Source organism: Arsenophonus endosymbiont of Bemisia tabaci Q2, from assembly GCF_902713415.1.
GTDB lineage: Bacteria > Pseudomonadota > Gammaproteobacteria > Enterobacterales > Enterobacteriaceae > Arsenophonus.
In genome coordinates this window covers 1-12,810 of the sequence record NZ_CACTIE010000030.1, presented here as the reverse complement: position 1 = coordinate 12,810, position 12,810 = coordinate 1, and the positions used below count along the sequence as shown (strand labels likewise).

Annotated in this window: 9 protein-coding genes and 6 pseudogenes; 2 read left to right on the top strand and 13 right to left on the bottom strand. The window is 37.2% G+C overall.

Annotation, left to right across the window (positions count from 1 at the left end; all coding sequences use genetic code 11):
- Positions 1-37: 37 nt before the first annotated feature.
- Positions 38-956, top strand: a pseudogene (locus tag ARSQ2_RS02180) (acetyl-CoA C-acyltransferase); the annotation flags it as partial.
- Between the two features lie 73 nt (positions 957-1,029).
- On the opposite strand, the gene fre reads toward ARSQ2_RS02180, so the two are convergent.
- The 4 genes and pseudogenes from fre to pepE all read right to left on the bottom strand — a co-directional run.
- Complete coding sequence (gene fre / locus ARSQ2_RS02175; RefSeq protein ID WP_181994215.1) at positions 1,030-1,731, bottom strand: NAD(P)H-flavin reductase; 702 nt, start codon at positions 1,729-1,731, stop codon at positions 1,030-1,032.
- A gap of 10 nt (positions 1,732-1,741) precedes the next feature.
- Positions 1,742-3,214 (bottom strand): 4-hydroxy-3-polyprenylbenzoate decarboxylase, encoded by a 1,473-nt coding sequence (gene ubiD / locus ARSQ2_RS02170; protein ID WP_181994214.1) that lies wholly within the window; start codon positions 3,212-3,214, stop codon positions 1,742-1,744.
- A gap of 387 nt (positions 3,215-3,601) precedes the next feature.
- Entirely contained in the window at positions 3,602-4,177 is a 576-nt protein-coding gene (locus ARSQ2_RS02165; protein WP_202880362.1) for an IS630 transposase-related protein, read from the bottom strand.
- A gap of 36 nt (positions 4,178-4,213) precedes the next feature.
- A pseudogene (gene pepE / locus ARSQ2_RS02160) lies at positions 4,214-4,932 on the bottom strand (dipeptidase PepE); the annotation flags it as partial.
- A gap of 143 nt (positions 4,933-5,075) precedes the next feature.
- On the opposite strand from pepE, the pseudogene rfaH reads away from it, so the two are divergent.
- Positions 5,076-5,596 (top strand): annotated as a pseudogene (gene rfaH / locus ARSQ2_RS02155) (transcription/translation regulatory transformer protein RfaH).
- A 15-nt stretch (positions 5,597-5,611) separates the two neighbouring features.
- Here the strand turns inward: rfaH and tatC are convergent.
- The 9 genes and pseudogenes from tatC to ARSQ2_RS02110 form a co-directional block, all read right to left on the bottom strand.
- Positions 5,612-6,373 (bottom strand): annotated as a pseudogene (gene tatC / locus ARSQ2_RS02150) (Sec-independent protein translocase subunit TatC).
- 3 nt (positions 6,374-6,376) lie between these two features.
- Positions 6,377-6,904: a Sec-independent protein translocase protein TatB gene (gene tatB / locus ARSQ2_RS02145; protein ID WP_181994213.1), complete on the bottom strand. Its 528-nt coding sequence runs from the start codon at positions 6,902-6,904 to the stop codon at positions 6,377-6,379.
- Positions 6,905-6,913: 9 nt separating this feature from the next.
- Positions 6,914-7,206 (bottom strand): annotated as a pseudogene (gene tatA, locus ARSQ2_RS02140) (twin-arginine translocase TatA/TatE family subunit).
- Between the two features lie 112 nt (positions 7,207-7,318).
- Complete coding sequence (ubiB, locus tag ARSQ2_RS02135; protein WP_181994212.1) at positions 7,319-8,956, bottom strand: ubiquinone biosynthesis regulatory protein kinase UbiB; 1,638 nt, start codon at positions 8,954-8,956, stop codon at positions 7,319-7,321.
- Entirely contained in the window at positions 8,937-9,596 is a 660-nt protein-coding gene (locus ARSQ2_RS02130; RefSeq protein WP_181994211.1) for a ubiquinone biosynthesis accessory factor UbiJ, read from the bottom strand. Before ARSQ2_RS02130 ends, ubiB begins: the two co-directional genes overlap by 20 nt.
- A gap of 1 nt (position 9,597) precedes the next feature.
- Positions 9,598-10,353, bottom strand: coding sequence for a bifunctional demethylmenaquinone methyltransferase/2-methoxy-6-polyprenyl-1,4-benzoquinol methylase UbiE (gene ubiE / locus ARSQ2_RS02125; RefSeq protein WP_181994210.1), 756 nt, complete (start codon positions 10,351-10,353; stop codon positions 9,598-9,600).
- An 88-nt stretch (positions 10,354-10,441) separates the two neighbouring features.
- Positions 10,442-11,779 (bottom strand): DNA recombination protein RmuC, encoded by a 1,338-nt coding sequence (gene rmuC / locus ARSQ2_RS02120; protein WP_181994209.1) that lies wholly within the window; start codon positions 11,777-11,779, stop codon positions 10,442-10,444.
- Between the two features lie 124 nt (positions 11,780-11,903).
- Positions 11,904-12,394: pseudogene (locus ARSQ2_RS02115) on the bottom strand (DedA family protein).
- A gap of 50 nt (positions 12,395-12,444) precedes the next feature.
- On the bottom strand, positions 12,445-12,612 hold the full coding sequence (locus ARSQ2_RS02110) for a hypothetical protein (protein ID WP_181994208.1): 168 nt from the start codon (positions 12,610-12,612) through the stop codon (positions 12,445-12,447).
- Positions 12,613-12,810 lie beyond the last annotated feature (198 nt).

Here is a 12,810-nt window from a genome sequence, read left to right as displayed (position 1 = left end):
GCTCATATAAATAATGTCATCAAAATTAAGTCGCTTAGCTATAACGGTTAATCGGCTGTGCGGTTCTTCTATTCAAGCATTACATCATGCCGCCCGATTTATTATGTCAGGTGATGCCAATGTTGTGTTTGTCGGTGGTGTCGAACATATGGCACATGTTCTTATGACCCACGGCATCGATATCAATCGTAAACTTGCTATTCATATTTCTACCGCTTCAGTTGCAATGGGATTAACTGCCGAGATGCTCGCCAGACAAAATCAAATCAGTCGCACTGAACAAGATAAATTTGTCTTTAGGTTCTCATCAAAAGGCAGCTGAGGCAACTCATCATGGATGATTTAATAATGAAATCGTAGCAACTGCCGGCCATGATATTGACGGCAATCTGGTTGCCCTCAAGCAAGATGAGGTGATTCGATTTGATGCAAATTTAGCCAGCCTGAGGGGCTTTACCTCCGGTCTTTTATCCTATTTCAGGCTCAGTTAGCGCCGGAAATTCATCGGCGCTATTAGATGGTGCAGCCGCCATACTTGTTACCAGTAAAAAATATACTAAAACACAGGGATTAAGAGTAAGAGCTAAAATTCGATCTATGTCCGTTATTGGTTGCGATCCCGCCATTATGGGATATGGACCTCTTCCTGCAAGTAAAATTGCATTACAACGGGCTAATTTAACTCTCCAAGATATAGATGTTTTTGAAATTAAAGAAGCTTTTTCTGCACAAGCTCTGGCTTGTTTAAAAGATTTACAGCTTATCGATAAAATAGAAAAAAAGTTAACCTGCATGGTGGCGCGATTGCCTTAGGTCACCCTTTAGGGTGCTCTGCTGCGCGAATCATCACTTCTTTACTAAATATTATGGAACGGAAAGATGCTCAGTTTGGTTTAGCTACTATGTGTATTGGTTTTGGACAAGGCATAGCTACACTTGTTGAACGGATTAAATAACTAGTCTACGCTTTATGTTATGTTGTTGCTATTTTCCCGCCCAGAAGGGCGGTTTTTTGTTTTTTTATTATATTTAGATAAATTCGAATGTATCACCATAAAGATATTCAGGGCTGATCCCTCTTTCACTACAAAAACGTTCCCTCGCAATTTTTGCCATTTCAAAACGCCCGGCAATGTAAATTTCATATTTTGTAAGAGAACCAAAGTCATCCAGCACAGCACTCAAAACCGTACCTGTACGTCCTCGCCAATCTGATTCAGGTTGTTCAACAACAGGAATAATTTTTATGTTGTGATATTGCTCTGAAAGAGACTGCAATTCACCCAAATCATAAAGGTGTTCTAATCTTCGTCCTCCCCAATAGAAGGTAATATCTCTGTCAGGGTTTTCTTCCAATGCAGCATATAAAATAGAGCGGGTATAAGAAAATCCTGTTCCCCCCGCAATAAGAATTATTGGTTTTTTACTTCCCTGGCGAAACCAAGCTTTACCATGAGGAATATCAATATTGATACTATTTTGCGCAAAAATACGCTCCATCACCGCCATGGCATAAAGATTAAACTCTGACGCACCGATATGAAGGTCAATTAGTTTTTTTTCTGAAGGAATTGAAGCCAAGGAAAATGGACGCTTATCACGCTCATCCATAATGACCATTAAATATTGACCGGCACGAAAGGAAAATTGATCATCAGGTAATAAGCGAACGCGATAGACCGTATCAGTGATAGATTCTATAGAAACTACCTTACAACTTAATGTCGACATTCACATCCTCTCATAATTTAAAAATATCCAATTCATGCCAAATGTCATCTATTCGTTTTTTTATTTTTTCTGTCATAACAATTGGACGACCCCACTCTCGTTGTGTTTCACCCGGCCATTTATTGGTTGCATCAAGTCCCATTTTTGAACCTAAACCTGAGATAGGTGACGCAAAATCAAGATAATCAATCGGGGTCTTTTCCATCATAACGGTATCTCGTGCTGGATCCATTCTGGTTGTTATTGCCCAAATAACATCATTCCAGTCACGTGCATTAATATCTTCATCACAGACAATGACAAATTTTGTATACATAAATTGCCGTAAATAAGACCAAACCCCCATCATAACGCACTTAGCATGCCCAGCATATTGTTTCTTTATTGTTACCACGGCAAGCCGATAAGAACAGCCCTCAGGAGGTAAATAAAAATCAACAATTTCTGGAAACTGTTTTTGTAATATAGGGACTAAAACCTCATTTAATGCAGCACCCAAGACGGCGGGCTCATCAGGGGGCCGGCCGGTGTAAGTTGAATGATAAATAGCATCACTACGTTGAGTAATATGCGTAACGGTAAATACCGGAAATTTATCAACTTCATTATAATAACCAGTGTGATCGCCATAAGGGCCTTCCCGTGCAAATTCTTCAGGATCAATATAGCCTTCCAGAATAATTTCTGCACCCGCCGGTACCTCAAGCTCATTAGATATACATTTTACAACCGTTGAACGGTGTCCGCGTAATAATCCCGCAAATGCATATTCGGAAAGCGTATCCGGAATAGGTGTCACTGCGGCTAGAATAGTAGCAGGATCAGCCCCTAAAGCTACTGCGACAGGAAAAGGTTTAGCGGGATATTTATTACACCATTCTTGAAAATCCAATGCCCCACCCCGGTGAGATAACCAACGCATAATCAACTTATTTTTAGTTAATAGTTGTTGCCGATAGATACCTAGATTTTGCCGTGTCTTATGAGGCCCTCGAGTAACCGTCAATCCCCATGTTATAAGTGGTGCGACATCTTCTGGCCAACAATGCATTATGGGAATACGAAATAGATCAACATCATCACCTTGCCAAATCTGTTCTTGACAGGCTGCCGATTTTAACCTTTTGGTTGGCATATTAAGAACTTGCTTAAATTTTGGTAACTTGTAGATTAAATCAGCGAATCCCTTAGGTGGCTCCGGTTCTTTAAGAAATGCCAATAATTTGCCAACTTCATGCAATGCTTGGATATTTTCTTGCCCCATCCCCATCGCAACGCGTTCAACGGTCCCAAACAAATTACACAGAACTGGCATAGAAAAACCTTTAGGGTTTTCAAATAACAGTGCAGGCCCACCGGCCCGCAGAGTTCTATCTGCTATTTCTGTCATTTCTAAATAAGGATCGACTTCATAGATGATACGTTTCAGTTCTTTTTTTTGTTCTAATAATGATATGAAATCTTTCAGATCACGGTATTTCATTATATATTTTCTACTTTCTAATCTGCTGGAGCTTCATTATAAATTGTTCCATGCAGGTTACCAATAAAGGTTCAGTCTGTTGAGATTAGTGAATATTTTTAATTAATTACAATGTAATTAAATATAGCTAAGCGACTTAATTTTGATTACACCGTATTGAGTGCGAACAAAATATTTGTGTCGCATCCGAGCGCTCTTTTTTTGCATTTAGCTTGTGCCTATTTATGTTCAATTGGATTAAGATCTGGCTAATAGGTAGGCAAATATTCCACCATATGCCCCGCATCGATGATGACTTGTTGAATACTCTGTTTCTTGTGAAAAGTTGCATTATCCATCATTGATTACCCTTTTTTTAGGAAGTACTCGAATAAGGACTTAGGTGACCTATGCATAGAAAACATCGCTGTTAATATTGATATCAAATAATCCGATAGCAAACAGCGTTGTGCCCAATAAAGCGCCGATAACATTTGTTCTTCCTTTAGCTCCCCAGTTCTTGAGACCAACACACCGTTGACCTTTCGGGGAATAGCCGTGAGTCCGCGGGGTATCGTGTGAAAAACCACTTTCATCAATAAAAACAATATGCTTGCCTTCTTTTTCATACTGTTTTTTGTTGAAACGTTTGTCGAGTGTTTTCGTCGGCTTTCGGATGACGTAGAGTTTTTTATAGGTCAATCCCATTTTTTTAAGAGCTTGCCAAATGGCCTTCTGACAAACGCCAAAACGCTCTGCACGATCTTTTTGGTAAGCATCTGGATATTGTTCAACATCTTTTATCAATTCGGATTTATCGATTTTTCGCTGACGCGTAGTCGATGATTTTGGCTCTATTTGATTAATCCAACGCGATACAGATGCAGAGCCAATCCGAAATTGCTTCGCTGTTTCTCGGATACTCAACGCTTCTTCTTCCATCGTAAATATCACTTTACGTTTAAAATCAATTGAATAGCTCATATAAATAATGTCATCAAAATTAAGTCGCTTAGCTATACATTGATAAGGAACCCATTTTTTAATATTTTTGTATCAAATTGCTCTGGAAAATGTTGGTTATACTGAAAAATCTTAAATCCTTCATTTTTGCCACTAAAATAATGTAGTTCATTATCTTTAATCTGTAAGCCACTACCTTCACGTAAGGCAATAACAATTTCATGGGGATTGATCACACAGAACTCAGCAATACGATCATCTCGAGTTTCTCCCATATGCCCACTAATATGACTATCAATATAGTGCGGATTAATTTGTATTGGAAATAGCCTCAAGGAAGGCATTACAACTACATTAGTTACAGGCATATCATTGGTGGTTATTATACTAGGAGTGGCGACATTGCATCCCGCACTCCAGCCAATATAGAGAATGTTACGTTTAAAAACAGCACTTTGAATAGCTACGATCAATCCATTTTCATGCAAGCATTTATTTAGCCACCAAGTATTTCCTCCACTAACTAAAATATACTCCGCTGACTAAATCGCCTCTACAGGCGACTCAAAGTATTCAATCGAAACCACTTCAATACCTAATGATTGACTAAGCTCAGCGGCACGTTGATTATGATCACCGTGTAAGACAGCATAAGGAACTAATAATGCTTTGCGGATTTGACGAGGTTGAAACATCTTTTTTAAACGTGATGTTGCATAATTTAGCCATTGAGAATTCGTAGTTAATCGACCATTACTAAGAAGAAAAATATCCATCTATCTCTACCTTTTATTAGATCATCATATAAAACTATATTAATTGAATCATAAAGAATTAATCATGCTGGTTCTGGCGACATATCTTAATAATTTATAATTTGATATAATGATAAAGCGTAATTTTATTTTTGAGCCATAACATGGAAAATTGGTATCTTCTTTACTATAAATGCGGGAAAATAGAGCGAGCAATAGAAAATCTAATAAAGACAGCATGTTATTTTCTTAACACCAGAAGCTCAAATACAAAAAATAGTGCGAGGCAAACGCATCAAAATTACTGAATCATTATTTCCAAACTACCTTTTCATTAAATTTAATCCTGAAGAAATCCATACTACAACGATACGTTCAACTAGAGGGGTCAGCCATTTTATTCGATTTGGCCTCTATCCTGTGATCGTACCAGATAATATTATTAATGAACTAAAATCCGCATTTAAACAAGAAATCGTGGCACCAAAAACGGCTAGTATCAGGTGATACTATCATCATTAGTGAAGCTATTTTTGAAAGTGAAGCTATTTTTGAAGGCCTAAAAGCAATTTATTCAGAACCTGATGGTGAAAATCGTTCAGTTATTCTTCTTAATATCCTTAATCAAAATGTAGCTAAGCTAATAGATGATAATAAACAATTTAAGAAAAGTGATGGATTGTAATTAAAAAATAGCGTTTTATTCTATTATTTTATGCGAATTTTTATCATCTGCTGCTTTGTGGCTCTTACCAACATAAAATCGTGACAACAAGCCCAATTCAAATAATAAATACATTGGTACCGCTAATAGGGTCTAAGAAAACACATCTGGTGGTGTCAAAAACATACCTACAATAAAAGCACCCACAATCATATAAGGACGCTTACGTTTTAAAGAATCGGGCGTCGTAACGCCTGTCCAGCAAAGTAGAATAATAGCAACTGGAACTTCAAACGCCGCACCAAAAGCCATAAAAAGTGTCATAACAAAGCTTAGATATTTAGTAATATCAGGAATGAAATTCACACTTTCTGGTGTGGTTTTTACAAAAAAACCAAATGCTAAAGGAAAAATAACAAAATAGGCAAAAAGCATCCCCAGGTAAAAAAGTACACTACTGGAGACCAGTAAAGGCAACATCAAGCGCCGCTCATGCTTATAAAGAGCAGGAGCGATAAAAGCCCATAATTGATATAAGATCACTGGAATAGAAATAAATACCGCCACCATAAACGTCAGTTTAATCGGGGTAAAAAAAGTTGATGTCACATCAGTCGCACTCATGCGAGAACCGACGAGGAGCTGTTCAATCAAGGGTGCAGCAACCAAATGATAGATATCATTGGAAAAATAGACCAGAGCTAGAAAAACCACTGCAACTGTAAATAAGCTATAAAGAATGCGTCTACGTAATTCAATTAAATGGCTAATAAGTGGTTGAGGATCATCGATAGACATAGACTAATTTTCACCGTTAGTTTGATCAGAGTGCTTTTTTACTATCTCTGCTAGAGATTTGAGCGTATTTTTACTTTTAGTAGGACTATCTGACGCGGTTACCAACTGATCAGTCTGTTTTGGTTGAGATTGTTTATTGGTTGTTATCGCTATTTCTTCATCTATTTTAGTTGTGCTATTTTCATCAAGATCGCTAGTAAATGCTTTTACTTTAGCAAATTCTTCTTCGATAAGACTATTCGATGATTGATAATTTTTCTTTAATAGCTCAGTAGATTCTCTCAATTCTTCTATCGATTGTTTAAGTTCCGGTGAAAGGGTCTGTAATTGTGCTTTTTCTTCTGCCTTCCTCAAGGTTTCCTGCAATTTTAACTCTTGTGAGAGTTCATGCTGAACGTTAGCAACCAATGAACGGAACGCACGTATCCAACCGGCAACCGTTTTGACAGCTATCGGCAAACGCTCAGGACCAAGAACCACTAGGCCAATAATCATAACCAATAACAGTTCACTAAAACCAATATCAAGCACGGTTTATACTTACTCTTTATTTTTTTTACTTTCAGCCGTTTCTTTGGTCTGACTTGTTGTTGTTTTCTCAATAATATTTTTGGGTTCAAAATCAGCATCAGTATGCTTTTTTTCTGCTTTGTTACTATCAAAAGTTTTACTGTGATCATCACTCATCGCTTTTTTGAAGTTTTCAATAACTCCGCCAAATCTGAGCCGAGTGAGCGTAACTTCTTAGTACCAAAAATTAAAACAACCAGTAAAGCAATAATAAAAAGCTGACCCGGACTACCAAATGTAGCCATAGCAATTGTTGTTCCCATTGATATATACCTCTACGAAATTAGCTTCAACTATGTATAACCATATTATATACAACTAACTTCTATCTAAGAAACATGCAGACCCTAAAATAAATGTGTTCAAAGACAAACTTTAGCCAATTTTACCTGTTCGATACCATCCTATAGCCCATGAAATTATACCGAAAGATATAAACCCAATAGCAGCAATTTTTGAATCGAAAATCTGCAATAAAGTACCACATAACAAGCAAGTTGCTCCAATTTCTAGTAAATATTGGCCTTGTCTTTGTTTTACTTGTCGGCCTTGTAGCTGGACTGCGAATTTATCGATACTATCTTGTAAATATTTATGCTGCTTAAGCGCTCCGTAAATAAGATCGGGAATTTCTGGCATTTTTTCTGCCCAATAAGGTGCTTTTTCCTTAAACGCACTAATGATCGCGGCTAAACCCATTTGTCGATGTAGCCAATCTTCAAGAAAAGGTTTAGCTGTTTTCCACAAATCTAGTTGAGGATAAAGCTGCCTTCCCAATCCTTCAATATAGAGCAAAGTTTTTTGAAGCAATACTAACTGAGGCTGAACCTCCATATTAAAACGACGGGCGGTATTGAATAAATTGAATAAAACATGACCAAAAGAAATTTCAGCTAGCGGTTTCTCAAAAATTGGCTCACAAACGGTTCGAATGGCAAATTCAAAATCTTCTATATTAGTATCTGCTGGTACCCATCCCGAATCAACATGTAATTCAGCTACCTTACGGTAATCACGATTAAAAAAGGAGATAAAATTTTCTGCCAAGTAACGTTTATCTTCTTTATTCAGCGAACCGACGATACCACAATCAATACCAATATATTGCGGATCTTCAGGATGTTCTCGACTAATAAAAATATTACCAGGATGCATATCAGCATGAAAAAAGCTATCGCGAAACACTTGGGTAAAAAAGACTTTTACTCCGCGTTCAGCTAATAACTTCATATTAATTCCCTGTTTTTTTAACGCGTTAATATCCGAAACTGGAATACCATAAATACGCTCCATAACCATCACATTTTCCCGACAGTAGTCTGAATAGACTTCAGGAATATAAAGCATGGAGCTATTTTCAAAATTACGCCTTAATTGGAGAGTATTTGCCGTCTCACGCAACAAATTTAATTCATCAATTAATGTTTTTTCATACTCTCGAACAACTTCTCGTAGACGTAAACGTCGTCCATCCGGGAAAAGAAGGAGCCAATTAGCCAGCCGATACATCAAACCTACATCCGCTTTAATAACCGGCAATATATCTGGTCGAATAACCTTAATTACAATTTTTTTATTATTCTGTTTTAATTTTGCAGTATGTACTTGAGCAATCGATGCCGAGGCTAAGGGAACCTCATCAAAATCATCAAACCAGGTTTCAAGTGAACCACCTAATGACTGTTCTATATGTTGGCGAGCCAATCGGCCATCAAAACTGGCCACTTTATCTTGTAATAAGGCTAACTGATCAGAAATTATCGTTGGAAAAAGATCGCGACGGGTAGATAACATCTGACCAAACTTAATCCAAACCGGGCCTAAATCTTGTAGAGCTAAACATAAACGTTCACCAAGGGGTTTATCTTTATGCTTATTTGGTAACCAAAAAAAACAACGGCGTCCAATCCTTAAGGGTAAAGTAAATTTAATTTTGGAAATAAGTTCATCTAAACCATAATTTAGAAATACTCGAACGATAAAATAGAGACGTTTAATTTCTCCTGGTCTCATATTTTTCCTCTAATTTAGCTAAACGTTGTTCCAGTGCTGAAATATCTGCTACTACCTTCTCAACCTTATCAGCAAAACTTAGCACTTCCAATTTATTAGGAGACATTCGCCATTCTTCCACCAATACATTTTTAAACTGTTTTTTTTGTTGCTTTAACAACCCATTTATTCCAACTATACCTTTTTTAACCCAACAACTCACCCCTTCGGCAACAACATCACCGACATAAGGAGCAAGATAATGAGCAGGATCCCATTCAGTCGCATCTAGTAATGCAGACCAATGTTGCACAACTTGCATATCACCCTCTATCACAACCCTACCGTCGTTGATCAGAGTCGAAAGTTGCTGTTTATCTTTAAGATGCCTCAAGGTCACTAACGCGGTTTTTATTACGCAATCTGCCGGTGTTGGCCACTGGTTTACTACATCAACTCGTTGCTCAGAGAATATAAAGATCAATGGTTGAGATAATTCTTTTAAATCAATCGCCAGCACTTTGCCAACCAATCTTACTCTGGCTGATTTCAACGCCACTTCCTGATAAAAAAATCTATTCAACATAAGCTGTAAAAAGGAAGCAATTCCGGCATGTAATAGCGGGATTTTTGAATAGCTTTTGGTTGACGGGGTATCCATCTTAAAATTTGAACCCTCTGTGTAGGGCTACAATTCCACCGCTCATATTGGTATAAGAAACTTGTTCAAAACCGACTAACTCCATCATTGCTTTTAAAGTGTCCTGATCCGGATGCATGCGAATAGATTCAGCCAGATAGCGATAGCTATCAGCATCTTTGACTACCATTTGACCAACTCGTGGTAAAATATGAAAAGAGTAGGCATCATAAGCTTTAGTTAATGCTGAAAAAATCGGTTTTGAAAATTCTAATACTAATAAACGACCACCAGGTTTTAACACCCTAAACATTGATTTAAGCGCTTTATCTTTATCAGTAACGTTGCGCAGGCCAAAAGAAATACTTATGCAATCGAAGTAGTTATCAGGAAAAGGTAGTTCTTCAGCATTACCCTGAACATAATTAACATTACCAACAATACCGCGATCGCGGAGCTTTTCGCGCCCCATTTTCAGCATAGAATCGTTGATATCAGCCAGAATAACCTCACCTTTTTCGCCAACTATTTTGGCAAATTTATCGGTCAAGTCTCCAGTGCCACCAGCGAGATCTAAAATATGTTGCCCACGGCGTGCACCACTGGCTTCTATCGTAAAACGTTTCCAGATTCGATGGATCCCTAATGACATTAGATCGTTCATAAGATCATATTTGACGGCCACCGAATGAAAAACAGCAGCAACCAAATCCGCTTTTTCATCCTTGGCTACTTTGCAAAAGCCAAAATCAGTGCTTTCTTTAATTGGATCTACCATAATTTGCGCTCATTTAATCATTAAAATAATCAAAATTGTAATCATGTTTATTGTAAGATCTTATTTACGATCTAACGATTCTGCTTAATTATGATTTAGCAGTCTGTTTGCTAAATTCAATATCAATCGGGCGTTTAACTTCTATTCCTAATTCTTTTAAACTTTCCGCCTGGCTAATCAAATTACTTTTTCCTTCCGCTAATTTTTTGATCGCTGATTGATAATTCACCTGTGCTTTGTTCAAGCTCTGACCTAACACCTGTATATCATGGACAAATAACCGCATTTTGTCATACATTCTAGCAGCACGCTCGGCAATTACTTGTGCATTTTGACTCTGTCGTTCATAACGCCACAAATTATTAATTGTACGAACTGCCACCAATAAAGTTGAAGGACAAACGAGTAAAATATTATTCCGCAAACCTTCATCAATAAGTTCAGGCGCTTCGCGTAAAGCAATCAAATAAGCCGGTTCGAGTGGAATAAACATTAGTACATAATCCAGCGATCTTAACCCATTTAATTGATGATAATCTTTTCGGCCAAGTTCTTTTATATGATTGCGTACTGAATTAACATGCCCTCGTAATGCCGTTGCCCGCTGTTGCTCATCTTCGCTATTAAAATAGTGCTCATAAGCTGTTAATGACATTTTGGCGTCAATAACAACATCTTTACCTTGCGGTAGACGAATAATCACATCAGGTTGATAACGACTATTGGAGGTATTAATACTGACTTGAGTTTCAAATTCATGCCCCTGCCTTAGCCCAGAAGCTTCCAATATGCGAGAGAGAATTGTCTCACCCCAATTTCCCTGAATTTTATTATCCCCTTTTAGTGCTTTAGTCAGATTAATCGTTTCTTTTGCCATCTCTGCATTTAATTGCTGAAGCTGGCGAATTTCATGAGCTAAAGTATGGCGCTCAAGAGCTTCCTGGCTAAAACTGTCATGTACCTGACGGCGAAAACCATCCAGTTGTTCGCGAAAAGGGGTTAATAGTGCAACTAAACTTTGACGATTCTGCTCAGAGGCTCGACGTTCATTTTGTTCAAAAATACGATTGGCTAAATTCTCAAATTGAACATTTAACCGCTGTTCACTATTGAGTAACAGCCGCTGTTTCTCTTCAAAAGCCAGCCGTGTCTCTTCAAGCCGTGTCATGACTTCACGTAGTTCAACTTCTTGATTACGATTAATTTCCCTTTGTGACCTTAATTCTTGATCACGGTGCTCACACTCAATTTTCCAATATTCAAGATGGGTAATTTTTTCCTCATAGCTAGCTTGGATACTGTAAAAATCTCGCAATTCAGATTCTTTTTTATTCATTTTTTGCGCGATAATTAGCCAAATTGAACTACCACCAAAGAGTGTGCCGGTAAGAAAGCCAATAATTGCATATAATAACTGAATATCCACCTTGGTTTCCTTAAAATAGTCTTTATTTTATAAAGTAACTTAGTAATATACTGTATAAATATCCAAAATAAATTTTGCTTATTTTGGGCAAAAAATAGCACCAGGATGAAATTTAACAGCTATTTTACCCCATCCACTGAGCAAGCCAAGATAAACCAAATCCCCCTGGCGCTAAAATAGCAAATGCCCAGACCATAGCAGAAAATAAATTAGCGAGGTGAAAATAATGTTTAGGCACATAGCACAGATGCCGGCTACCAGGGGAATTACTGCCCTTAAGAGACCAAAAAAACGGCCGATAAAAAGACTCCATACTCCTCAATGTTCAAAAAAAGATGACCTAGATCAAGCATTTCAGGACGACGGAAAATTGGCCACATATGGCGTACGCTGTTCTTATTACGCTGTTCTTATCATGAAAGCCAAACCAATAAGATAACCAATCGCCCAAAAAAGCCCCACAGGCAGCAGTTAACCATATTGGTAAAAAGTGAGCCCATTATCATCAATTAATGCGCCTAAACCAAGCAAAATCACTGTCGCAGGGAGTAATAATGAAATGAAGGCTAACGATTCGCCAAAAGATAATATAAAAACAATAAAGATAGCTAATATTTGATGGTCGCGAGCAAATTAGGTAATAACATTAATAATCTCTGACAATGTCAATTTATTATTTCTATTTCAGTTAAACATTCGTTATTATGCAGCCAATTATGCAGCCAATAGCCAATTATGCAGCTAATATAGCTAAGCGTCTTAATTTTGATTACAAAAATATATATTTTTCTACAATATAAATTTACTGATATAGAGTAATTAATTGTAATCATTTTAAAGTCGCCTAGCTATAATGTAAATTATAGTCAGATTAAAATATAATAATGCGGCAAATTTAACTTACAAAAATTTTAAATTTAAGTTATTTTATTCTATGCTATTATCCGGCTATTACATTCATTAGTTTACTAAAAAAATACCAAATAAATATAGCTAAGCGACTTAATTTTGATTACACCATATTGAGTGCG

Bases quoted from the DNA above. Each gene is read 5' to 3' on its own strand.
- ubiE (WP_181994210.1), bottom strand. From the start codon at position 10,353: ATGGTAGATCCAATTAAAGAAAGCACTGATTTTGGCTTTTGCAAAGTA.
- ARSQ2_RS02165 (WP_202880362.1), bottom strand. From the start codon at position 4,177: ATGAGCTATTCAATTGATTTTAAACGTAAAGTGATATTTACGATGGAA.
- ubiD (WP_181994214.1), bottom strand. From the start codon at position 3,214: ATGAAATACCGTGATCTGAAAGATTTCATATCATTATTAGAACAAAAA.
- ARSQ2_RS02130 (WP_181994211.1), bottom strand. From the start codon at position 9,596: ATGGATACCCCGTCAACCAAAAGCTATTCAAAAATCCCGCTATTACAT.
- fre (WP_181994215.1), bottom strand. From the start codon at position 1,731: ATGTCGACATTAAGTTGTAAGGTAGTTTCTATAGAATCTATCACTGAT.
- ubiB (WP_181994212.1), bottom strand. From the start codon at position 8,956: ATGAGACCAGGAGAAATTAAACGTCTCTATTTTATCGTTCGAGTATTT.
- ARSQ2_RS02110 (WP_181994208.1), bottom strand. From the start codon at position 12,612: ATGATTACAATTAATTACTCTATATCAGTAAATTTATATTGTAGAAAA.